This window comes from Verrucosispora sioxanthis (genome assembly GCF_010560025.1).
Classification (GTDB): domain Bacteria; phylum Actinomycetota; class Actinomycetes; order Mycobacteriales; family Micromonosporaceae; genus Micromonospora; species Micromonospora palythoicola.
The window spans coordinates 87,362-110,341 of sequence record NZ_SAIY01000010.1 but is presented as its reverse complement, the minus strand read 5'-3'; the positions used below and the strand labels follow the sequence as shown (position 1 = coordinate 110,341).

Annotated in this window: 19 protein-coding genes and 1 pseudogene; 4 read left to right on the top strand and 16 right to left on the bottom strand. The window is 71.8% G+C overall.

The window, feature by feature from the left end; translation table 11 throughout:
- Positions 1-61: 61 nt before the first annotated feature.
- Together ENC19_RS24700 and ENC19_RS24695 are read right to left on the bottom strand one after the other, a co-directional pair.
- Entirely contained in the window at positions 62-253 is a 192-nt protein-coding gene (locus ENC19_RS24700) for a DUF397 domain-containing protein (protein WP_164449456.1), read from the bottom strand.
- Positions 244-1,047 carry a helix-turn-helix domain-containing protein gene (locus tag ENC19_RS24695; RefSeq protein ID WP_281603264.1) on the bottom strand — a complete coding sequence of 268 codons (804 nt, stop codon included), beginning with the start codon at positions 1,045-1,047 and terminating at the stop codon, positions 244-246. Before ENC19_RS24695 ends, ENC19_RS24700 begins: the two co-directional genes overlap by 10 nt.
- A 266-nt stretch (positions 1,048-1,313) precedes the next feature.
- On the opposite strand from ENC19_RS24695, the gene ENC19_RS24690 reads away from it, so the two are divergent.
- A complete protein-coding gene (locus ENC19_RS24690; protein ID WP_164449455.1) occupies positions 1,314-1,550 on the top strand; it encodes a flavin reductase in 237 nt (78 codons plus the stop codon).
- 126 nt (positions 1,551-1,676) lie between these two features.
- Here the strand turns inward: ENC19_RS24690 and ENC19_RS24685 are convergent, their stop codons facing one another.
- The 9 genes and pseudogenes from ENC19_RS24685 to ENC19_RS24645 form a co-directional block, all read right to left on the bottom strand.
- Positions 1,677-2,486, bottom strand: coding sequence for an ABC transporter permease (locus ENC19_RS24685; protein WP_164449454.1), 810 nt, complete (start codon positions 2,484-2,486; stop codon positions 1,677-1,679).
- 21 nt (positions 2,487-2,507) lie between these two features.
- The gene (locus tag ENC19_RS24680) at positions 2,508-3,305 is read right to left on the bottom strand and encodes an ABC transporter permease (RefSeq protein WP_164449453.1); all 798 of its coding nucleotides are present in this window, start codon (positions 3,303-3,305) and stop codon (positions 2,508-2,510) included.
- Between the two features lie 26 nt (positions 3,306-3,331).
- Positions 3,332-4,264, bottom strand: a complete 933-nt coding sequence (locus ENC19_RS24675; RefSeq protein WP_164449452.1) for an ABC transporter ATP-binding protein — start codon at positions 4,262-4,264, stop codon at positions 3,332-3,334.
- 46 nt (positions 4,265-4,310) lie between these two features.
- On the bottom strand, positions 4,311-4,847 hold the full coding sequence (locus tag ENC19_RS24670) for a hypothetical protein (RefSeq protein ID WP_164449451.1): 537 nt from the start codon (positions 4,845-4,847) through the stop codon (positions 4,311-4,313).
- 2 nt (positions 4,848-4,849) lie between these two features.
- A pseudogene (dnaG, locus tag ENC19_RS24665) lies at positions 4,850-6,714 on the bottom strand (DNA primase).
- 178 nt (positions 6,715-6,892) lie between these two features.
- Complete coding sequence (locus ENC19_RS24660; protein ID WP_408058109.1) at positions 6,893-8,476, bottom strand: BCCT family transporter; 1,584 nt, start codon at positions 8,474-8,476, stop codon at positions 6,893-6,895.
- 199 nt (positions 8,477-8,675) lie between these two features.
- Complete coding sequence (locus ENC19_RS24655; RefSeq protein WP_164449449.1) at positions 8,676-9,521, bottom strand: siderophore-interacting protein; 846 nt, start codon at positions 9,519-9,521, stop codon at positions 8,676-8,678.
- Between the two features lie 51 nt (positions 9,522-9,572).
- The gene (locus tag ENC19_RS24650) at positions 9,573-10,814 is read right to left on the bottom strand and encodes a deoxyguanosinetriphosphate triphosphohydrolase (protein WP_164449448.1); all 1,242 of its coding nucleotides are present in this window, start codon (positions 10,812-10,814) and stop codon (positions 9,573-9,575) included.
- Positions 10,811-11,164, bottom strand: coding sequence for a VOC family protein (locus ENC19_RS24645; protein WP_164449447.1), 354 nt, complete (start codon positions 11,162-11,164; stop codon positions 10,811-10,813). The genes ENC19_RS24650 and ENC19_RS24645 overlap by 4 nt, the downstream gene beginning before the upstream one ends.
- A 290-nt stretch (positions 11,165-11,454) precedes the next feature.
- Between ENC19_RS24645 and ENC19_RS24640 the strand changes: the two genes are divergently transcribed.
- Positions 11,455-11,955: a roadblock/LC7 domain-containing protein gene (locus ENC19_RS24640; RefSeq protein WP_164449446.1), complete on the top strand. Its 501-nt coding sequence runs from the start codon at positions 11,455-11,457 to the stop codon at positions 11,953-11,955.
- Positions 11,956-12,076: 121 nt separating this feature from the next.
- On the opposite strand, the gene ppdK is transcribed toward ENC19_RS24640, so the two are convergent.
- Positions 12,077-14,812: a pyruvate, phosphate dikinase gene (ppdK, locus tag ENC19_RS24635; RefSeq protein WP_164449445.1), complete on the bottom strand. Its 2,736-nt coding sequence runs from the start codon at positions 14,810-14,812 to the stop codon at positions 12,077-12,079.
- Positions 14,813-15,124: 312 nt separating this feature from the next.
- Here ppdK and ENC19_RS24630 point away from each other — a divergent pair, with 312 nt between their 5' ends.
- Together ENC19_RS24630 and ENC19_RS24625 are read left to right on the top strand one after the other, a co-directional pair.
- A complete protein-coding gene (locus ENC19_RS24630; protein WP_328824371.1) occupies positions 15,125-17,002 on the top strand; it encodes a beta-N-acetylhexosaminidase in 1,878 nt (625 codons plus the stop codon).
- 599 nt (positions 17,003-17,601) lie between these two features.
- Positions 17,602-18,258 carry a C39 family peptidase gene (locus ENC19_RS24625; protein ID WP_164449444.1) on the top strand — a complete coding sequence of 219 codons (657 nt, stop codon included), beginning with the start codon at positions 17,602-17,604 and terminating at the stop codon, positions 18,256-18,258.
- Positions 18,259-18,569: 311 nt separating this feature from the next.
- On the opposite strand, the gene dusB is transcribed toward ENC19_RS24625, so the two are convergent.
- The 4 genes from dusB to ENC19_RS24605 form a co-directional block, all read right to left on the bottom strand.
- The gene (gene dusB / locus ENC19_RS24620; RefSeq protein ID WP_164449443.1) at positions 18,570-19,748 is read right to left on the bottom strand and encodes a tRNA dihydrouridine synthase DusB; all 1,179 of its coding nucleotides are present in this window, start codon (positions 19,746-19,748) and stop codon (positions 18,570-18,572) included.
- A 24-nt stretch (positions 19,749-19,772) separates the two neighbouring features.
- Positions 19,773-20,624, bottom strand: a complete 852-nt coding sequence (locus ENC19_RS24615; RefSeq protein ID WP_164449442.1) for a hypothetical protein — start codon at positions 20,622-20,624, stop codon at positions 19,773-19,775.
- Positions 20,625-20,757: 133 nt separating this feature from the next.
- Entirely contained in the window at positions 20,758-22,137 is a 1,380-nt protein-coding gene (locus ENC19_RS24610; RefSeq protein WP_164449441.1) for a glycine--tRNA ligase, read from the bottom strand.
- Between the two features lie 112 nt (positions 22,138-22,249).
- Positions 22,250-22,747: an Rv0361 family membrane protein gene (locus ENC19_RS24605; protein WP_164449550.1), complete on the bottom strand. Its 498-nt coding sequence runs from the start codon at positions 22,745-22,747 to the stop codon at positions 22,250-22,252.
- Positions 22,748-22,980 lie beyond the last annotated feature (233 nt).

Here is a 22,980-nt window from a genome sequence, read left to right as displayed (position 1 = left end):
CGGCCGCCGCAGGGAGCCGGCCCAGGACTTGGCGGGGCGCCGGGCCGTGGGGACGGTGGGACTACGGGTGTACGGGGAGGCGGGCGACGAAGGTGCGCCATGCGGTGGGCGGGAAGGCCAGCACCGGGCCGGTCGGGTCCTTGGAGTCGCGCACAGCCACCAGACCAGGCAGGTTGTCGGCCACCTCCACGCAGTTGCCGCCCTGCCCGTTGCTGCGGGTGCTCTTGCGCCACCGGGCACCGGTCATGTCCATGTCTCCGCCACTTCCGCGATCAGGTCGAGGGACTGCTGCTGTGATAATGCCTCACCCCGGATCGACTCCCAAACCTCGACCATCTGCCGGACGTGCTCGGCGCGGTCGACCACTTGGCCGTGGAGCTGACCCTCCTGGTAGACGACGTCCTCCCCGTGCGGCGGGGTGGCGATCACGAAGGGGCCGTTGATGCCAGGGTAGGCCCCGACGGATAGCGGCACGACCTGGATCCGGACCCGGGGCAGCGTCGAGCCGACCTTCACGAGATGCCGCAGTTGCTCGCCCATCACTTCGGCGTCGCCGATCCGGCGGCGCAGCACGTGCTCGTCCATGACGGCGGTGAACAGCGGCGGCCGGTCGCGCGTGAGCACACCCTGACGGTCCAACCGGGTCATCACCTGCTGCTCGATCTCGTCCGGGGCGAACAGGCCGCCGCTGGACAGCAGCGCGCGGGCGTACCCCTCGGTCTGCAACAGTCCCGGCACGCACAGCGGCTCGAACGACCGCAACGCGGTGGCCTCGGCCTCGATGCCGGGCCAGTCGCGGAACCACGGCACCACTGTCTCCCGGCTGATTCGGCGCTGGATGCGCTCGAACCGGCCGTCCCCGCCGAACACTGTGTCGCTGCGACGGGCGAAGTCCAGGCTGGGCCGGCGCTCGCCGGTCTCCACCTTGGCCACCAGCGCCGCCGAGTAGCTGAGCGCCTCGGCCAGGGCACCCTGTGACAGGCCAGCGCCGGCCCGCGCCAGCCGCAACTCCTCGGCGAAGTGTTCCAGCATGGACGAGCGCTCCACGGACACCCTCCGTACATCCTCGTACCGCCTGCGACCGGCCGTGGACGCGCTGGCCGTCACCGCGCCGGGTCTCCCACCGTAGTCGTGTCCTCACCAGACTGTCACGCAGCGGAACCGCTCACGGGAACGGACGGCGGGCGGAACCAGGCCGGGGCGCCGGCACACCCGACAGGCTGCCGGCGCCCCCTCCACCTCGACGGAGGCTTCATGCGAATGAGGTTCTGCGACGGTACGTCGTCGCGAAGCGGCGAGCCGGAGCAGCGCTGATGCCCCGCCACCGGCCGCATCTGGCGGCGCGCCCCTCGTGGCGGTGCCGGGTGTGCGGGGCCGCCTGGCCGTGCTCACCGGCCAGGCTGGCGCTGCTCGGCGAGTACCGGGGTAACCGAACCGGCCTGCTCATCTATCTCGGCACCATGATGTACGACGCGGCCGACGACCTCACCGGCCAACATCCGCCGGAGACCCTGGCCAACCGCTTCCTCACCTGGGCCCGCCCCCGCTGAGACGTGGTGCGGTGCGGTGCGCGGTGCGGAAAGCGTGGCACTTCTTGCGCTCGACACGCCGATGGGAGGCCGCCTGGAGTGCCGCACTCTCCGCTACCCGCACCGCCCCCGCGGCAGGGCCGCGGGCTACTTGTAGAGCAGGCGGCCCATCCGGCGGGCGGCGATCAGCAGGCCGGCTGCCAGTACGGTGAGCAGGTAGAGCACGTCCAGTGTCCAACTCCAGCCGCCGGTGTCGACGGTCAGCGCACGGATCAGGTGCACCGCCCGGTAGAGCGGAGTCACCTCGACCAGCCACCGCAGCACCGTCGGGTATGCCTCGGCGGGCACGAAGGTGCCGGAGAACAGGAACAGGATGAACTGCGCGGAGCTCATCAGGTCGAAATCCTGCCAGCTGCGCATGAACGTGGAGATCGCCATGCCGAGCGCGCCGAACGCGAACCCGACGAGCACCGCCGCCGGGAAGGCGGCGAGCGCGCGGGCGGGCGCGGTCAGGTCCATCACCACCATCACCACGAGGAACGCGGCCGAGTACGCGCTGCCCCGCAGCATCGCCCAGGCCAGCTCGCCGAGGGCGATCTCGAACGGCTGCACCGGAGTGGCGATCACCCCGTCGTACAGCTTCATGTACTTCATCTTGCCGAAGAAGTTGAACGTGGTCTCCGCCAGCGCACCGGTCATCGCCGACGAGGCGAGCATGGCCGGGGCGACGAAGGCCGCGTACGTGACGACCGCACCGCTGGGCAGCGTCAGGTCGCCGATCAGCGCACCCACTCCGACGCCGATGGACAGCAGGTAGAGCAGCGGCTCGACGAAACCGGAGATGAGCAGCAACCAGTAGACGGACCTCAGGGCGGCGACGTTCCGCTCGGTGACCGACGCGGACCGGCGCGAGGCGGCCGAGACGTCGACCAGCCGGGGCAGCACCAGAGCGACCATGACCTTCTCCTGTACGACGAGCTAGACGACGAGCCGGCGGGCGAGAACGCGGCGGGCGAGCAGCCATCCCCCGGCCGCCCAGACGGCCAGGTAGGCCAGGTGGCCGGCGACCGACCAGTACGGGGCGACGCCGAGCACCGCCGCCCGGCACAGGTCCACGGCGTGCCAGAGCGGTGTGGCGTAGGCCAGCCAGCGCAGCGCCAGCGGCAGCGACTCGACCGGGAAGAACACCCCGGCGAACAGGGTCATCGGGATCACCGCGAAGCGGAACAGCATGGCGAGCCAGCTGTCCGAGTCGACCGAAGCCGCGTACGCGAAGGTCGGCGCGGCGACGGCCAGCGCGAGCAGCGCCGCCACCGGCACCGTCAGCACCGCCCACGGCGACCGCAGGGCCCCCAGCACGCCGGTCACCAGCAGGAACGCGATGACGGAGGTCAGCACCCGGAACAGCACGAACGCCAGGTGGCCGGCGAGGATGTCGCCCACCCGCAGCGGCGACGAGCGCTGCCCGAAGTAGATCTTCTGCCACTGGAGGTTGCCGAACACCGGCCACGTCGACTCGGCGATCGCCACCTGCAACGCCGTCGACGCGAGCAGCCCGCCGACGATCCACTCCAGGTAGGAGACGCCGCCGACACCCTGGTCGATGTACGACCCGACGCCCAGCCCGAACCCGAGCACGGTAAGCGTGGGCAGCAGGAAGGACGAGAAGGCGCCGGCCCGCCAGGTGCGCCGGTAACCCACCAGGTGGTATTCGAGCACCCGCAGCGCCGGCACCCGCGGCAGGGGGCGTCGGTCCCGGGTCAGTTGTGCCGTCACGGCAGCCCCTTCCAGCAAGTCCGGACTCAGTCGACGAGGGTGCGGCCGGTGAGGTGCAGGAAGACGTCCTCCAGGCTGCCGCGCCGGACCAGCACGTTGGCCGGGTGCAGACCGAGCGCGGCGACCTCGGCCACCGCAGCGTCACCGTCGGGCACGTAGACCAGGATCCGGTCGGGCAGCACCTCGACGCGCTCCCCCAGCGCGTCCAGCTTGCCGGCGAACGCCTCCTGCGACTCGGCGGCGAACCGCAGCTCGACCACCTCGCGGGTGGCGTGCCGCTCGATGAGCGCCCGCGGTGACCCCTCGGCGACGATCCGGCCGCCGTCCATCACCACCAGCCGGTCGCAGAGCTGCTCGGCCTCGTCCATGTAGTGCGTGGTGAGCACCAGCGTGACGCCCTGCTGCTTGAGCCGGAACAGCCGTTCCCAGACCAGGTGCCGGGCCTGCGGGTCGAGACCGGTGGTCGGCTCGTCGAGCAGCACGATGTCCGGCTCGTTCACCAGCGCGCGGGCGATGGTGAGCCGCCGCTTCATGCCGCCGGAGAGCGGCTCGACCTTGCTGTCCGCCCGGTCGCCGAGCTGCACGAAGTCGAGCAACTCGGTGGCCCGGGCCCGGGCCACCCGGCGTGGGATGCCGAAGTAGCGGGCGTACGTCGTCAGGTTCTCCCGGACGGTCAGCTCCGGGTCGAGGTTGTCCAGCTGCGGACAGACGCCGAGCCGTGCGCGGATGGCCGGCCCGTCGCGCACCGGATCCATGCCCAGGATGCGCAGCTCGCCGCCGCTGGGCGGCGAGGTGCAGCCGATCATCCGCATGGTGGACGACTTGCCGGCGCCGTTGGGCCCGAGGAAGCCGAACGCCTCACCGGCGCGGACCTCCACGTCGATGCCGTCGACGGCGGTGAAGTCGCCGAACCGCTTCACCAGCCCCTGTGCCTGAATGAGTGGTCGCCCCGTGGTCACTCCCGGACCCTAGACACCCGGTCCGACACTTCCCAACGAATTAACGTCAGAGGTCGGCGGGGGTGGTGGCGGTGCGGGCGGCGGCGACCAGGCGGTCGGTCTCGGCGAGGACGTCGGCGGCGTCGGTGGGGGTGCCGGGGTCGTAGTGGACCATCCAGGTCAGGCCGTCGGTGCCGGGCACCCGGCGACCGACGACCCGGCCGGATCCGCCGGGCACGGCGTGGTGCTGGGTGTACGCGACCGAGCGGGTGACCCGGGTGCGTACCTGGTGCGGCAGGTCACCCGGATCGAGCAGCAGGTACCGCTCGGCCGGCAGCTCGGCGACCACCAGGTAGCCGTCCCGCTCGGCGACCCGCTCGCCCGGGGTCACGGTCAGCTCCCGGCCCGACCAGACGGCCTTGACGACGTCGTGCCAGCCGATCCGGTGCCCCCGGCCGGGCAGCCAGAGCCCGAGGTTGGTGGCGACCACCACCCCGTCGCCCTCGCCGTTGCCGGCCGCGGCCCAGGCCAGCACCCGCTCGTCGCGCTCCAGCGGTGGCCGGTCGGCCGGTGGCAGTTTCGGCCGGCGGCGGAACAGTGGCATCCCTACAACCCTCCCGCCGCCTGCTCGCGCAGGGCACGGGCGTGCTGCTCCAGCGAGAGCAGCTCACCGAAGGCGGCGAAGTACTCGTCCTTGTTGTTCACCGGATTGATCCGCTGGATCCGGGACTTCAGCTCCCGGATCCGTGCGGTGACCGACCCCCACTGCAACCGGGCCATGGTGATCGAGACGTAGCGGGGGTCCGGCTCGCCGTCGATCCGCAACGGTTCCACGGCCAGCTCACCGACCAGGGCCTGGGCGGCGAGATCGTCGCAGGCGTCGCGTACCGCCTCGATCCACACCGCGCCGCCGGCCGCCGACGCGACCCCGCCGGCCGCGGCGATCGCCGCCGGACGGCCACGTGCACCGGGTGCCGGTAGTCGGCCGCCTCGACCGCGTCGAACATCGGCCCGGCCAGCACCGGCTCCTGGAGGGCCAGCTTCAACGCCTCCCGCTCCACCATCGACTGCGGGCTGTCCACACTCGGCTCGACCCGGGCGGGCCGGGCGGACGGACCGTCCGCCGGCCGTCCCGAGGCGGCGGTCAGCACCGCCCGCTGCACCGGCTCGATCTCCATGCCGAGGTCACCGGCGAGCTTGCGGACGTACTCCGGGCGCTTCTCCCGGTCCTTGAGCTTCGCCACCAGGGGCGCGGCGCGCCGCATCGCCTCGACCCGACCGTCGACCGTGTCCAGGTCGTACCGGCTGATCACGTGGCGCAGCGCGAAGTCGACGAGCGGCTCGCGGCGGGCGACCAGGTCGCGTACGGCCAGGTCGCCCTTTGCCAGTCGCAGCTCGCACGGGTCCATGTTGTCGGGGCTGACCGCGATGAAGGTACGCCCGACGAAACGCTGGTCGTCGTCGAAGGCGCGCAGCGCGGCCTTCTGCCCGGCCGCGTCCCCGTCGAAGGTGAAGATGATCTCGCCTGCGACGGCGTCGGTGTCCAGCAGCAGCCGGCGCAGCACGCCGATGTGGTCGGCGCCGAACGCGGTGCCACAGGTCGCCACGGCGGTCGGTACGCCGGCCAGGTGGCAGGCCATCACGTCGGTGTAGCCCTCGACCACCACCACCCGTCCCTGCTTGGCGATCTCCCGTTTGGCCTGGTCGATGCCGTAGAGCACGTGGGACTTCTTGTAGATCGGTGTCTCGGGGGTGTTCAGGTACTTCGGGCCGTCGTCGTCGGCGAAGAGTTTGCGCGCACCGAAGCCGATCACGTCGCCGGTCAGGTCCCGGATCGGCCAGAGCAGCCGGCGGCGGAACCGGTCGATCAGGCTGCCCGAGCGGGCCGGGCGGGACAGCCCGGCGGTGACCAGTTCGTCGTGGCTGAAGCCACGCTGACGCAGGTGCCTGGTGAGCAGATCCCATCCGTCGGGGGCGAAGCCGCAGCCGTACCGCTGCGCGGCGGCCCGGTCGAAGCCGCGCTCGGCCAGGAACTCGCGGGCGGGACGCGCGCCGGCCGTGGCCAACTGCGCGCTGTAGAACTCGACGGCGGCGGCGTGCGCGGCGACCAACCGCTGCCGCTGCCCCTGCTGCGGACGGTTCGGTCGGGGTGCGGAACGGTCGTCCTCCACGTACCGCAGTTGCAGGCCGGCGCGGGCCGCGAGGCGCTCCACCGCCTCGACGAAGCTGAGATGCTCGGCGTCCATCAGGAACTTGATGGCGTCGCCACCGGCGCCGCAGCCGAAGCAGTACCAGACGTTGCGGGCGGGCGAGACGTTGAACGAGGGACTCTTCTCGTCGTGGAACGGGCAGAGCCCCTTGAGGTTGCCGCCGCCGGCCGACCTGAGCGTCACGGTGTCGGAGATGATCTCGGCGATGGACGTACGCTCGCGGACCAGCGCAATGTCCTCGTCCCGGATCCGCCCCGCCATGCCGCCACCTCCTCGACCTACATCCTGCCCTGCCCGCCCGCGACGCGCGGAAGGGCCCCTTGGTGACGTCTCCGACGGCGGATGCACCCTTGCCGACACCGTCGACGCGGGGTGCGAACACCGACGCCGCGCCGTTCCGGCACAGCGGCGGAACGGCGCGGCGGGCGGGTAGGAACGGTCAGCGGGGGCGGCGACGCAGGTAGCGGCGTACCGGCGGCGGGTCCTCCTCCTCGTACGACCGGGCGGCGCGCACCGCGTCGGCCAGGCCGTGCGGGCGGGTACGTGCCGGGGCGGCCAGCAGCGGGTCGCGGGCCATGTCCTTGACCAGGGCCACGGCCAGCCCGAGCATCACCACCACGAACGGCAACGCCACCATGATGGTGGCCTGTTGCAGCGCGTCAAGTCCACCGACGAGCAGCAGCACGGCGGCGACCGCGCCGATCAGGATTCCCCAGCTGACCACGACCAGCCGGTGCGGGCGCAGCGCGCCCCGGGAGGTCAGCGAACCGAGCACCAGCGAGGCGGAGTCGGCGCTGGTGACGAAGTACAGCGCGATGAGCACCATGGCCAGCACGCCGGTCAACGCCGCCAGCGGCAGCGCGTCGAGCAGACCGAACAGTGCCTGCTCGCTGCTGGTGGAGGCGTCCGCGACCAGGTCACGTACCCCGGTGGCCTGCACGCGCAGCGCGCTGCCACCCATGATCGCGAACCAGACGGCGCTGGCACCGCTGGGCACCAGGAGCACCCCGATCAGGAAGTGCCGCACGCTTCGACCCCGGGAGATGCGGGCGATGAAGGTGCCGACGAACGGCGCCCAGGAGATCCACCACGCCCAGTAGAAGATCGTCCAGCCGCCCAGCCAGGCCGGGTCGGAGAACGCCCCGGTCCGGGTGGACATGAAGACGAGGTTGCTCAGGTAGTCGCCGATGGAGGCGGGCAGCACCTCAAGGGTGTAGATGGTCGGCCCGACCACGAAGACGAAGAGCATCAGCGCCACGGCCAGCACCACGTTCGTGGTGGACAGCCACTTGATGCCCCGGTGCAGGCCGGTGAAGGCGGAGATGACGAAGGCCAGCGTCAGCGCCCCGATCACCACCAGTTCCACCGCGGTGCTGTCCGGCACCCCGGCGACCAGGTCGAGGCCGGCGGCGACCTGGAGCGCGCCGAGCCCGAGGCTGGTGGCGGAGCCGAAGACGGTGGCGAAGACGGCCAGCAGGTCGATGACCTGACCGACGGCGCCGTCGGCACGGTCGCCGATGAGCGGCCGGAACGCCGCCGAGATCCGGTTCTGCCGGCCGCGACGGAACGTCGAGTACGCCAGCGCCAGCGCCACCACCGCGTAGATCGCCCACGGGTGCAGGGTCCAGTGGAAGAGGGTGAACTGCATGGCCGCCGACGCCGCCTGCCCGGTCTGCGGCTCGACGCCGGTCGCCGGTGGCGGTGTGGCGTAGTGCTGGATGGGCTCGGCCACGGCGAAGAAGACCAGGCCGATGCCCATGCCGGCGCTGAACATCATGGCGATCCAGGCCAGCGTGCTGAACTCCGGCTCGTCGTCGTCCCGGCCGAGGCGGATGCGACCGAACCGGGACAGCGCCAGCACCACCGCCAGCACCAGGAAGGCGTTTGCCGCCACCACGAAGAACCAGCCGAACGTGTCGATCACCCAGGCCAGACCCGATTCGCCGACGCTTGCCAGCGAGTCACGGGCCAGCGCCCCCCAGAGCACCACGGCGAGCACCCCGCCGACGCCCAGGCCGAGCACGATCGGGTCGATCGCGCTGCCCTTACCGCCCGGTTCGGCGGTCTTCTCGTCTACCTGCTCGCTCATGGTCACCCCTGACCATCCTCCCGTTCCCCTGCCGTCGTGCTCCGACATTCCGGTCAATCACCCCCGGAGAGCCGACTTTCGGCCGTTCAGAGGGCGTGTTGGGGTGCCACCTTGCCGGTTGTCGACCGCAAGGTCAACCGAGCGGCACGGGAAGACGCGGCTGTTCGTCCGCCTCGACCTGGCGATTCCAGTCGGCCTTGGTGGCCCGCCAGCCCTCGTCGTCCAGGCCCTTGCGCCAGTAGCCGGAGATGGACAGCCACTCGCGGGGAACCGACCGTTCCACCCGCAGCAGGCGACGCAACTGACGGACGAACGACGCTTCACCGTGCACGAAGGCGTGCACCGTGCCGGGCGGGAACTCCAGCTCACGCACCGCGGCCACCAACGCCTCACCCACCGGGCGTACGCCCCGGTGCAGCCAGGTCAGCCGCACCGCGCCGGGGCTGGGCAGCGGCTGCTCGTCGGCCGGGCCGTCGACCTCGACGAACACGTGCGCGGGCGCACCGACGGGCAGCCGGGCCAGGGCGGCGGCGATCGCCGGCAGAGCGCTCTCGTCACCGACCAGCAGGTGCCAGTCGGCCGCCGGGCTCGGCGCGTACGCCCCACCCGGGCCGACGAACAGCACCTCGTCGCCGGGGCGCAGCGCCGCCGCCCACGGACCGGCCAGCCCCTCGTCGCCGTGGTGCACCACGTCGACGGTCATCTCCCCGGCCGCCGCGTCCCAGGCGCGAACCGTGTACGCGCGCAGCCGGGGCCACTGCTCGCGCGGCAGGTCACGACGAATGGCGGCGAGGTCGATCGGGCGCGGGTGGTCGATCCCGGCCACCGGAAAGACAATCTTGATGTAGTGGTCGGTGAACTCGCCGACCGGCAGGCCGGCCAGTTCCTCTCCGCCGAGCACCAGCCGGACCACGTGCGGGGTGGGCCGCCAGGTGCGCAGTACCAGGGCGGAGGTGACCTTCTTCGGGCGATCCGTCATTCGGTTAGGCTAACCTCACTCGCGCGCGCCGTTCAGCCCCGGGCCACGATGTCAGCTTCCGATCAGACGGTCGTGCCAGGCCAGGGCGGCAGGGTCGGTCAGCGAGGCCACCTGGTCGATCACCACCCGCAGTCGCGCGCCGTCGTCGGGTGCGTCCCGCCACAGCGGGGCGAAAACCGGATCGAGCGCTTCCGGTGCCCGTGCGGTCAGGGTCGCCACCAGCTCGGCGATGATCTCCCGCTGCCGCCGGTAGCGGCCCTGGGCACCGGGCCGACGCATCACGTAGCGCAGGGCGATGCCCTTGAGCAGCGCGCACCGGGCCCGCAACGGCCGGGGTACGACCAGGTCGGCCGCGTACCGTCGGTGTGGTCCCGGGCCGAAGCGTTCGGTGGTGGCGGCGACGGCGGTCGCCACGAACCGACCGGTCAGCACGCTGGTGGTGGCCTTGAGCGCGGCCTGGGCCCGATGGCTGCCGTCGTAGCCGGCCAACGGGGCGAGCACCGGGTCGGCGAGCAGTCCGGTCAGCGTCTCGTCGAGGTAGTCAGGCGACTCGGTCGAGTAGACGGCCGCGACGTCGACGCAGAGCGCCGCCCGCTCGTCCGGGTCGGCGAGCAACGGCTCCAGCGTGAGGTAACCGCCGTGGATGCCGTCCTCGACGTCGTGCACCGAGTACGCCACGTCGTCGGCCCAGTCCATCACCTGCGCCTCCAGGCACCGCCGCTCGCCGGCCGGGGCACCCTGCCGCAGCCAGGCGAAGGCGGGCAGGTCGTCGGCGTACACCCCGAACTTGCGCCGGCCAGGCTGCCGGGCCCACGGGTACTTGCCGACCGCGTCCAGCGAGGCACGGGTCAGGTTCAGCCCGGCGGACGTGCCGTCCGGGGCGTACACCTTGGCCTCCAGCCGGGTCAGCACCCGCAGCGTCTGGGCGTTGCCCTCGAACCCACCGCAGTCGGCGGCCAACTCGTCCAGCGCGCCCTCGCCGTTGTGCCCGAACGGCGGGTGCCCGAGGTCGTGGGCCAGCCCGGCGGTGTCCACCACGTCCGGATCACAGCCCAGCCGGGCGCCCATCTCCCGGGCGATCTGGGCCACCTCCAGCGAGTGGGTCAGCCGGGTACGCAGGAAGTCGTCGGTGCCGGCCGTGTGCACCTGGGTCTTCGCGGCCAGCCGGCGGAACGCCGCCGAGTGCAGCACCCGGGCCCGATCCCGCTCGTACGGGGACCGGCCGTGCTCCGGATCCTTGACCGGCTCCGCGACCCGACGCGCCGCGTCCGGCTCACCGGACGCGGCAGTCAATCCCCACGCTGCCGCAGCACGCAGAACTCGTTGCCCTCCGGGTCGGCCAGCACCGTCCAGTCGTCGCCGTCCTGGCCGATGTCGACGTGCCGGGCCCCCATGTCGACGAGCCGCTCCACCTCGGCCTCCCGGTCGGTCGGCCGCAGGTCGAGGTGCAGCCGATTCTTGCCGGCCTTGGCCCCGGTCACGGGTACGAAGACGATGCCCGGCAGCCGATCCGCGCTCTGCCGGATCTCCACCTCGTCCGGCCGCTCCTCGACCACCTGGTACCCGAGCGCCTCGGCCCACCAGCGGGCCAGCCGGCCCGGATCACGGGCGTCGACGGTCAGGCTCTCCCACACGGCGGTCATGCGGACACCGCCGCCGCGACACCGACAGCCTCTGACAACTCGGTACGGGATCCCATCCGGCCACCCCTTCGCGAAACGACGGTCCACGGGCGAAGTCAGGTTACGCCCGGGGGCTCGGTTCGGCGCGCCGACGACGTGCCCCCGGCGGGTCCACATCCTCCGATCAGACGAGAGTTGTCGTCCGATTGCCGACGGTGACGGGATCGCACTCATCGACGTGCACGGGTAGCGTCGCCACTGCGGAACGTCACCTGTTGCGGCGAGACACGACCGGTGGGAGAGACACGATCGTGAACGCGGAAACGATGATGGGCACCGAGCTGCGCGGGCTGCGTCGACGCCGTCCCGAGGTCTCCGGCACGGTTCTCGCCGGCACGGACGGCCTGCTCATCTCCAGCGACCTGCCCACGACCGACGCCACTCACCTGGCGGCGCTGGCCGCGGCCAGCTTCGGTCTCGGGCACCGGATGACGGCCACCGTACGGCAGGGCGAGTTCCACGAGTCCGTGGTGCACACCGCGGCCGGTTGCGTGGTCACCTACCCGGCCGGGCGGGACGCCCTGCTGACCCTGGTCACCGCACCGGGGGCGGATCTGGCGGCGCTGCGCGAGGAGGCCCGTGCGGTGGTCCGGCGTACCGGCCCGGCCCTGGCCGCCTGCCGCCAGCCGACGTTGCTGCCCCACCAGGCGGATCCGCACGCCCCGCTGGCGGTGCGCACCCCGATGGCCACGTTGCCGAACCAGCGCCCCCGCCGCGCGCAGTCCATCACCTGGCGCCGCCCCCCAATCTGACCGCCACTACCACCCCGGACACCCGCGACAGGCGACAACATCGGGGATGGTGCTGCCTCGATGCGGCTCGACACAGCAAAATCCCCGATGTTGCTGCCTCCCGACCTGGCGGGGTGGGCGGTCAGCGGCTGTCGGAGCCGGTGGTGACGATCGCGGCTCGGCCGGCCTCCAGCCGCGCCACCGGCACCCGGAACGGCGAACAGGAGACGTAGTCCAATCCGACGGAGTGGAAGAAGTGCACCGAGTCGGGGTCTCCGCCGTGCTCACCGCAGACGCCGATCTTGAGCCCCGGGCGGGCCGCCCGCCCCTCCTCGGCGGCGATGCGGACCAGCCGGCCGATGCCGTCGGCGTCGATGGACTCGAACGGTGAGATGCCGAAGATGCCCAGCTCCAGGTAGCGCCAGAAGAACGCCCCCTCGACGTCGTCGCGGGAAAAGCCCCAACCCATCTGGGTCAGGTCGTTGGTGCCGAAGGAGAAGAACTCGGCCGCCTCGGCGATCTGCCCGGCGGTCAACGCCGCCCGGGGCACCTCGATCATCGTGCCGATCAGCACGTCGACGTCACTGCCGCCGACCACCTCGGCGATGATCCGCTCGGCCTCGGCGCGTACCGTCTCCAACTCCTGCACCGCGCCGACCAGCGGGACCATGATCTCCGGGCAGGCGGGGACGCCCTGGCGGGTGCACTCCACGGCCGCCTCGGTGATCGCCCGGACCTGCATCGCGAACAGGCCGGGGATGACCAGGCCCAGGCGTACGCCGCGCAGCCCGAGCATCGGGTTCTCCTCGTGCATCCGGCGTACCGCCGCGAGCAGCGCCTCCTCCTTGGCGACGTCCTCGCCGCGTTCCTGGGCGACCGCCACGTTGACGGCGAGCTGTTCCAGCGGCGGCAGGAACTCGTGCAGCGGCGGGTCGATCAGCCGGACGGTGACCGGCAGACCGTTCATCTCCCGGAAGATCTCCACGAAGTCGGCCCGCTGCAACGGCAACAGCGCGGCGAGCGCCTCCTCCCGTTCGGCCGGGTCGCGGGCCAGGATCAGTCGTTCCACCAGCTCGCGACGGTCGCCGAGGAACATGTGCTCGGTGCGGCACAGCCCGATGCCCTCGGCGCCGAAGCGCCGGGCCCGGGCCGCGTCGGCGGCGGTGTCGGCGTTGGTACGCACCGCCAGGCGCCGGCTGGCGTCGGCGTGCGACATGATCCGGTGCACCGCCTTGACCAGGGCGTCGTCCGTGCTTGCCGGGTCGAGTTCGCCCTCGAAGTAGCGCACCACCTCCGACGGGCTGACCGGCACCTCACCGAGGTACACCTTGCCGGTGGTGCCGTCGATGGAGACGACATCGCCCTCGGTGACCGTGTGCCCGGCCACGACGAACCGCCGCTTCGGCACGTCGATGTCCAGTTCGTCCGCGCCGGAGACGCAGGTCTTGCCCATCCCCCGGGCCACCACGGCGGCGTGGCTGGTCTTGCCACCCCGCGAGGTGAGGATGCCCCGGGCGGCGATCATGCCGTTCAGGTCGTCCGGGTTGGTCTCCCGGCGGACCAGGATGACGGCCTCGCCCTCGGCGGCCAGCTCGACCGCGCGGGCCGAGGTGAAGACCACCTTGCCGACCGCCGCGCCCGGTGACGCGCCGATCCCGGCGGCGACCGGCTGGAAGTCGTGGTCGAGCTGGAAGCGCGGGAACATCAACTGGGCCAGCTGCGCGCCGTTGACCCGGTGCAGCGCCTCGTCGAGGTCGATCAGGCCCTCGTCGACGAGTTGGCCGGCGATGACGAACGCGGCGGCGGCGGTGCGCTTGCCGACCCGGGTCTGGAGCATCCACAGCTTGCCGCGCTCGATGGTGAACTCGATGTCGCACAGGTCGCGGTAGTGCCGCTCCAGCCGGGCCATGTAGTCGAGCAGCTCGTCGTAGGAGTCCTTGTCGATCCGCTCCAGCTCCTGCAACGGCACGGTGTTGCGGATGCCGGCGACGACGTCCTCGCCCTGCGCGTTGGCCAGGTAGTCGCCGTAGATGCCCTGGGCACCGCTGGCCGGGTCGCGGGTGAAGGCGACGCCGGTGCCGGAGTCGGGACCGAGGTTGCCGAAGACCATCGCCACCACGTTGACGGCGGTGCCGAGGTCCGCCGGGATGCGCTCCTGCCGGCGGTAGACCACCGCCCGCTCGGCGTTCCACGAGTCGAACACCGCGCGTACCGCCAGGTCCAGCTGTTCGCGCGGCTCCTGCGGGAACTCCCGCCCGGTGTGCTTCGTGAAGATCTTCTTGTACGCGTCGACCAGCCCGCGCAGGTCGTCCGCGTCCAGGTCCAGGTCCAGGTCGGTGCCCTTGGCGCGCTTGGCCTCGTCGAGCGCGTGCTCGAACTCCTCACCCGGCACGTCGCAGACGGTCTTGCCGAACATCTGGATCAGCCGCCGGTAGGAGTCCCAGGCGAACCGGTCCGCGCCGCCGGAGGCGGGCTGGCCGGTCGAGCCGCCGGCCTGCCGGGCCAGCCCCTCGACGCTGCGGTCGTTGAGACCGACGTTGAGCACGGTCTCCATCATTCCCGGCATCGAGAACTTGGCCCCGGAGCGTACCGAGACCAGCAGCGGGTCGTCCGGGTCGCCCAGCCGCCGGCCCATCTCGCGTTCCAGCGCCGTCAGGTGCGCGGTGATCTGGTCGGCGAGTCCGGCCGGTTCCGTACCCGTGCCGAGGTACGCCTTGCACGCCTCGGTGGTGATGGTGAAGCCGGGCGGCACCGGCAGGCCGAGATTCGTCATCTCGGCCAGGTTCGCCCCCTTGCCGCCCAGGAGGTCCTTGAGGTCCTTGTTGCCCTCGGCGAAGTCGTAGACGTACTTGTGCTCAACCGTCTCTTGCGCTGCCACCAGAGCCTCCCACGCGCCCGGACTGACACTTAACGAAGGTTCAGTTTTCTGATACCCCGAATCCACTGGCTGGTAATCCGGGGAGTCGTGCCGATCGGTGGGCGAAGGCTAAGCGAACAACGCGCGGCCCGGGAGCATTCGGTGACAATAGGCACAGCAATCACGACTCTTCGCGTTCGTGACAGTTTTTGGGAACGGTTCCACGCGCACATTCACGCAATTGCCGGCCTCCCCGTACGCTAGACGGCACGCTCTGTGATCACCTCGCACCATTGCCACAACCGCCGCGAATACACCCCCTCGGGAGTTCTCGTGTCCACCCCGTCCAGCACCGCACCGGAACCACTCGACCCGACCCGCCCCGCCGCCGTCACCGCCCCCGCCGAGGCAGCGCCCGCCCCGCAGCGGGAGACCGCCGCAGCGGACCGGAGCGGCGCTGGTGGCGGGCTCGCCGCCCGGACGAACGCCGAGGCCGAGACCGCCGCGGGTGCCGACGACGCGGCTCAGGCTTCCGGGCGTACCGCCGAGGAGTTGGCCCGGGCGGCGGAGCGCAAGGCGGCGGCGCTGCTCGCACCGCCGGCACCGGCCCGGCTGGGCGACGTGGTGCCCGCGCCGGAACGGGTCGAGCCGGACGCCTCGGGCGACTACCTGCTCTCGGTCGACGCGGTGATCCGGGTCAGCGCCGATCCGGCCGCTGTGGCCGTCGCCGGGCAGCTCGCCGCGCTGCTGCGTCCGGCCACCGGATACCCGCTGCCGGTGGCCGACACCACCGCGCCCGTCCCGGCCGGCGGCATCGCCCTCGTGCTGACCGACGAGGTGGCCCTGGGCGCGGAGGGCTACCGGCTCGACATCGGCACCGACGGCGTACGCATCGCCGCCGGCACCGCCGCCGGCCTCTTCCACGGGGTGCAGACACTGCGACAGCTGCTGCCGGCCGCCGTCGAGAGCGCCACCCCGGTCACCGAACGCTGGGTGCTGCCCGGCGGGTCGATCCTCGACCGTCCCCGCTATCCGCACCGGGGCGCGATGCTCGACGTGGCCCGGCACTTCTTCGGCGTCACCGACGTGCTGCGGGTGATCGACCACCTGGCCCGGTACAAGCTCAACCGGCTGCACCTGCACCTCACCGACGACCAGGGCTGGCGAATCGCGATCGACTCCTGGCCCCGGCTGGCCACCGTCGGCGGGGCCGGTGCGGTCGGCGACGCCCCCGGCGGGTACTACACCCGGGCCGACTACCGACGGATCATGGCGTACGCCGCCGACCGGCACATCACCGTGATCCCCGAGATCGACCTGCCCGGTCACACGAACGCCGCGTTGACCGCGTACGGCGAGCTGGCCCCCGACCGGGTCGCGCCGCCGCCGTACACCGGCACCGAGGTCGGCTTCAGCTACGTCGATCCAGCCAGCGAGCGCACCTACGACTTCGTCGCCGACGTGCTCGGCGAGATCGCCGCGCTCACTCCCGGGAGGTGGCTGCACATCGGCGGCGACGAGGCGTTCAAGGTGCCCGCCGAGGTGTACGCCGGCTTCGTCGACCGGACGCAACGCATCGTGGCCGGGCTGGGCCGGGACGTGATCGGCTGGCACCAGATCGCCCCGGCCTCCCACTGCGACGGGCGGATCCTGCAGTGGTGGGGCACGACCGGCGACGACCCGGTGACCGCCGAGGCGGTACGCCGGGGCGCTCGACTGATCCTCTCCCCCGGCAACCACGCGTATCTCGACATGAAGTACGCCCCGGACACCCCGATCGGACACGACTGGGCCGGGTTGATCGACGTACGCCGGGCGTACGACTGGGATCCGGCCACCCACCTGGTGGGCGTACCGGCCGAGGCGGTGCTCGGCGTCGAGGCGCCGCTGTGGACCGAGTCGGTGACCACCCTCGCCGAAATCGAGTACATGCTGCTCCCCCGGCTGCCCGCCATCGCCGAGCTGGGCTGGTCTCCCCGCTCGACGCACGACTGGGACTCGTTCCGGCGGCGGCTCGCGCAGCACGGCCCCCGTTGGGCCACCGCGGGCATCGCGTACCACCGCTCTCCCGAGCTGCCCTGGTCGGCTCCGGCAATGCCGGTGCCCGCCCCGCGCAGGCCGTCGCCAAGCGGCGACCCGCTCGAGCACCCGCCGGTCAGCCCTTCGAGCGACCCGCCAGTCCGCCCAGGAACAGCGCCCGGCCAGGAGTGACGCGCTCCACCGCTCCGCCAGCCACCCACCAGACCACGACAATCACCCCAAAGCACCCCAGCGCCCGGATCACTCCGCACCGCCGGCTTCACCGGCAGGCGATGAGCTGACGAGTAACCAGTTCGGTTGCCACCTGCACCGGATATCCGGTTTCGGCCTCTTTGTGGTGGCGTCGGTCACCGCACCGGCGGAATCGTGGGCCCGGTCCGGTGGTTGTACATGGCGTAACCACGAGCGCCTCCGAGCGCCGCCCCCGGCCCGGGTCGGAATGACCCCCCGCCGCCGGGCGTTACACCCCCCGGAACATCCGCAGTGCCAGCCGCCTCCCCCGGCGAGGCCCCCGGAATGACCCCGGCCCACCCGGCGTTACACCTGGCCGGGCCGCGAGCCCCCTGGAATCACCCCCGGCCCACCCGGCGTTACATCCCCGGCCCGCGAGCCTACGGGAATGGGCCCGGCCCACCCGGCGTTACACCACGTCCCGGGCACCGACCCGCCGGACAGCGCGTAGCAACGATCATCCCCTTTCCGCACGGCCCACCCGCACCCCCCACGCGGGCACCGCCGCGCGCACCCCCGACCGAAAGGTGCAGATCATCATGGCTACCACCATCCTGCGCAAGACCGCCCTGACCATCGCCGCAGCCGCCGCCACCGCCGGTGGCATCGCCGGCCCCGCCGTCGCCGCCCACGCCGCACCGGCCACCAAGCCCGCCGCCATCCAGGCCGACCGCAAGCCCGGCGGCGAACGCGAACTCGGCGTCCGCTACGAAGCCCAGCCCAACTTCTACTACTGCGGCCCCGCCGCCGCCCGCAACGCCCTGAGCGTGCAGGGCAAGAACATCGACGTCGACACCATGGCCAAGGAAATGCGCACCACCGAGGCCGGCACCAACTCCATCAACGACATCACCCCGGTACTCAACAAGGAGACCGGCAAGGACGTCTACCGCTCGGTCGAGATCGCCAGCCCCAAGGCCGACGACAAGCAGACCGACAAGCTGCGCGACGACATCGTCGCCACCGTCGACAACGGCCGCGCCGTGGTCGCCAACATCGCCGGCACCGCCACCGACACCGACGGCACCACCCACAGCTTCGAAGGCGGCCACTACATCAGCATCGTCGGCTACCGCGACGGCGGCGACACCGTCACCATCGCCGACTCCGCCGACCCCACCCAGGCCTCCTACCGGATGAACATCGACACCCTGGCCGACTGGATCGCCACCCGCGGCTACAGCGCCACCTCCTGACAACCCCAACACCACGAAGGGCCGACCCCACCCGGGGCCGGCCCTTCGTCGTCCCCACCTCCACCCCGACCAACCCCCGCCCCGCCCCGACCACCCCCCGCCCCGCCCCGGCCCCGGGAAGACGACAACATCGGGGATGTTGCTGTGTCACGCCACGGCCAGCCAGCAACATCCCCGATGTTGCTGGCTCACCGCCAGCGGGCAGCGGGCGGCGGGCGGCCACGGCGACAGGCGGTGGACGCCGCAAGGCAGGCGGCGACCGGACGCCGCGGTGACGGGTTGGTGGCTGCGAGAACCCGGCGTTGGCGGGGTCAGCCGCCGGAGTCGTCCAGCTCGGCGCCCTCGGGAACGGTGTCGTCGTCGCGGCTGGCCAGCCAGCCGTCGGGCAGGAAAACCTTGCCCGGTGAGTTGATGCGACCGCGCGGCTGACCCAACGTCTCCACCGGGAACGGCACGGCCGGGTCCAGCTTGCCGAGCAGGTCGTCGAGCTGGGCCAGGCTGTCGATCATCGCCAGGGAGCGGCGCAGCTCGCTGCCGACCGGGAAACCCTTGAGGTACCAGGCCACGTGCTTACGGAAGTCGGTGCAGCCGTCCCGCTCACCCCGGGCGGGATTGCGGGCGCCGGCGGTGAACTGCTCGACCAGCAGCTCGGCGTGCCGGCGCATGGTCACCGCGACCTCGCCGAGGGTGGGCAGCCGGCGCTGCGGCGAGCCGTTGAACGCCGCCTCCAGGTCGGCGAAGAGCCACGGGCGGCCGAGGCAGCCGCGACCGATGACCACGCCGTCGACCCCGGTGTGCGCCACCATCCGCAGAGCGTCGTCGGCCTCCCAGATGTCGCCGTTGCCGAGCACCGGCACGTCGAGCGCCTGCTTCAGGGTCGCGATGGCATCCCAGTCGGCGGTGCCCGAGTAGCGCTGCGCGGCCGTACGACCGTGCAGGGCGACCGCGGCGACGCCAGCCTCCTGGGCGGCCAGCCCCGCCTCGACGTACGTCAGGTGGTCGTCGTCGATGCCCTTGCGCATCTTGACCGTGACCGGCACCCCGGCGGGTGACGCGGCGTCCACCGCGGCGCGCACCAGGCGGGCGAAGAGCCGCCGCCGCCAGGGCAGTGCCGCGCCGCCACCGCGACGGGTCACCTTCGGCACCGGGCAGCCGAAGTTCAGGTCGATGTGATCGGCGAGGTCCCGTTCGACCACGATCCGCACGGCGGCGGCGGCGGTTTCCGGGTCGGTGCCGTAGAGCTGGAGGCTGCGCGGGCGCTCGTCCGCCCCGAACGCGATCATCCGCAGCGTCTTCGGGTTCCGCTCGACCAGGGCGACCGTCGTGATCATCTCGCAGACGTAGATGCCGCCGCCCTGCTCCCGGCAGAGCTGGCGAAAGCCGACGTTTGTGATGCCGGCCATCGGGGCGAGCACCACCGGCGGCCACACCTGGTGCGGCCCAATGCTCAGCGACGGCCGGTCGGCGGCGGGAGGGAGGGCGGTTTCCACCGCTCAAGGGTACGGGGGCCGTGGTCAGCGCCGTTGCCACGGCCACCGGCTACCTCCGCGATCGGGCCCCGAGGCTCCGCGCATCAGCTCCGCCGTCCCCGCCAGCTTCTGCCGGATCTCCAGCCCGGCCATACCGAGCAGTTCGGTCAGCTGGAGGCCCTGATCGACCACCAACCGGGCACGCTCGACGTCGCCGATCATCAGCAGCGCCGGCGCGTAGATCGAGTACGTGTTGGCCAGCTCCCAGATGGTGATCGGCTGATGCGGGTCGAGCGCCTTCAGGCGCAGCTCCGTCGCCCGGGAACCAGCAAGCACCGCCTCCTGGACATCGGACGCCGCACCCTGCTCCTGATGGCGGTGCAGCAGAGCGTTCGCGTAGTTGTGGTAGGCGGTGGCCATCGCCGCGCGGGTGCGCGGCCCCGCACCGGGTGCCGGACCGGCGGTGTACAGACCGATCTCGATCGCCTTCTCCAGCAACTGCAGCCGGACACCGGGGCTGCCGGCCACGAACGCCGACTCGCCGGAGTCCACAAACGCGGTGATCAGCTCGGCCAGCGCCTCGTCCCGCCGCGGCTGGGTCGGATCCGGATGCTCCGCCTTCACCGCCTGATGGATCTCCGCGAACAGCACGATGGCCTCGTGGCCCGCCTCCTTCGCCCGTTCGTGGCGGCCCATGCCGGCCAACACCATGCCGTGCCGCCACAGGGCCCGGGCCAGCTGGCGTTGATCGTGCCGGTCGGCCCGGCCACCCGCGACCGCCTGCCGGTACGCCTCGATGACCCGCAGCCAGAGCGCGTCCGCCTGCCGCCAGCCCGCCGGCCGGGTGGAGAGCTCCCGCGCCCGCTCGAAGATCTCCTCGCGTGCTTCCGGCTCCACGTCGTCGGCCCTTCGTCGTCTCCGTGCGGATACGTCCGCCTGAAGACATCATTGGCCATGGATGCCAGTCGGCTCGACCGTCGCGCCCGTCCCGGGCCGCCGGATCGGCCGGCGGGCCCGGGCGGGGCGGAAATCAGCAGCCGGGAAGACGGTCGAGCAGGTAGCGCTCGACCTGGTCCAGGCCGATCCGTTCCTGGGTCATGGTGTCCCGGTTGCGCACGGTCACCGCGTTGTCGTCGAGCGTGTCGAAGTCGACGGTGACGCAGAACGGGGTGCCGATCTCGTCCTGCCGGCGGTAGCGGCGACCGATGGCCTGCGAGTCGTCGAACTCGACCACCCAGCGCTTGCGCAGGTCCGCGGCGAGTTGCTTCGCCTTCGGCGAAAGCGCCTCGTTACGCGACAGCGGCAGCACCGCCACCTTGACCGGGGCCAGTCGCGGGTCGAAACGCATCACGGTGCGCTTGTCGACGCCGCCCTTGGTGTTCGGCGCCTCGTCCTCGTCGTACGCCTCGAGCAGGAAGGCCAGCACCGCGCGGGTGAGGCCGGCGGCCGGTTCGATCACGTACGGGATCCACCGCTCGCCCTTGGACTGGTCGAAGTACGACAGGTCGACGCCGGAGTGCTTGCTGTGCGTGGACAGGTCGAAGTCGGTGCGGTTGGCGATGCCCTCCAACTCGGCGAACTCGGTGCCGCCGAACTGGAACCGGTACTCGATGTCGACGGTGCGCTTCGAGTAGTGCGAGAGCTTCTCCTTGGGGTGCTCGTAGAAGCGCAGGTTGTTCTCCGACAGACCGAGGTCGAGATACCAGTTCCAGCGCTCGGCGAGCCAGTACTCGTGCCACTGCTCGTCGCTGCCCGGCTCGACGAAGAACTCCATCTCCATCTGCTCGAACTCGCGGGTACGGAAGATGAAGTTGCCCGGGGTGATCTCGTTGCGGAACGACTTACCGGTCTGCGCGATGCCGAACGGCGGCTTCTTGCGGGCGACCGTCTCCACGTTGCGGTAGTTGACGAAGATGCCCTGGGCGGTCTCCGGCCGCAGGTAGTGCAGACCCTCGTCGCTCTCCACCGGGCCGAGGTAGGTCTTCATCAGGCCGTTGAACATCCGGGGCTCGGTGAAGGTGCCCTTGTTACCGCAGTTGGGGCAGTTCAGCTCGGCCAGCGAGGTCGGCGGACGGCCGTGCTTGGCCTCGTACGCCTCCTCAAGATGGTCGGCGCGGAACCGCTTGTGGCAGGACTGGCACTCGGTCAGCGGGTCGACGAAGGCCTCCAGGTGCCCCGAGGCGGCCCACACGTCCCGGGCGAGGATCACCGCGGAGTCCAGACCGACCACGTCGTCGCGCTGCTGGACCATGGTCTTCCACCACTGCCGGCGCACGTTCTCCTTGAGCTCCACGCCGAGCGGACCGTAGTCCCAGGCCGACCGGGTGCCTCCGTAGATCTCGCTGGAGGGGAAGACGAAGCCTCGGCGCTTGGCGAGGCTGACGACGGCGTCGATACGGTCGGCTGGCATTTTTCCTCCTACGCCGACTGGCGGTCGGCGGGGACGTCACGGTCGGCGGGGACGGTTCGGGACCACGGTACGACCGGTGCGGTCCCGAACCCAGCACATTACCTGCGGCCGGTCAGTTGACTCCGCAGACCTCCATGCCGCCGGTCTGCGGATCCTGGGCGAGCACGACCTGCTGGCGTTCCTGGCCGCCGCCACGGTAGGTCACCTCCACCGGCACGGTGAGCGTGGTGGTGTCCACCTCGCCGACCCGGTAGGAGGAGATCTGCGGTTCGGCGGCGGAGCGGCGTTCGAACTCCTGCCGGGACTCGCGCCGCCGGGCGTCCTCGCAGAGCTGGTCGTACGCCCGCCCGTAGTCACCGTCGGAGAGGGCCCGGTAGTAGTCGCCGGAGACCGTGCGGCCCTGCTCCTCGATCGCCTGCACCCCACTGACCAGCAGGCCGACGACCGCGGTGCCGCCACCGCCGCAACAGAGCAGCAGGGCCAGCGCTCCCGCGCCGAGACCGAGCCAGAGCCGGGACCGACCTCCCTCGGTCGGCGGTGCCGCGAACGGCGGTGCCACCCCGGGCCCGGGCGGCGGCACCGGCGCACCCTGTTGCGGACCGGACGGCATCGGATCGGACGACGGGACGGACGGCACCTGACCAGCGGACGGCGAGGTGGGCAGCATTTGGCCCGGCGGCTGTCGGTTGGCGTCCGGCACCGGGTCGGTGCCGGGCGACGTGGTCGGGCCGGTGGGCGGCGACCCGGCGGTCTCGGCGGCGGGCCTGGCACCGGTGCCGTCAGTGGACGGCAGGCCGGAGGCGGCCGGCGGGCCGCTTTCGCCCGCCGCCTGAGGTCCCTGCT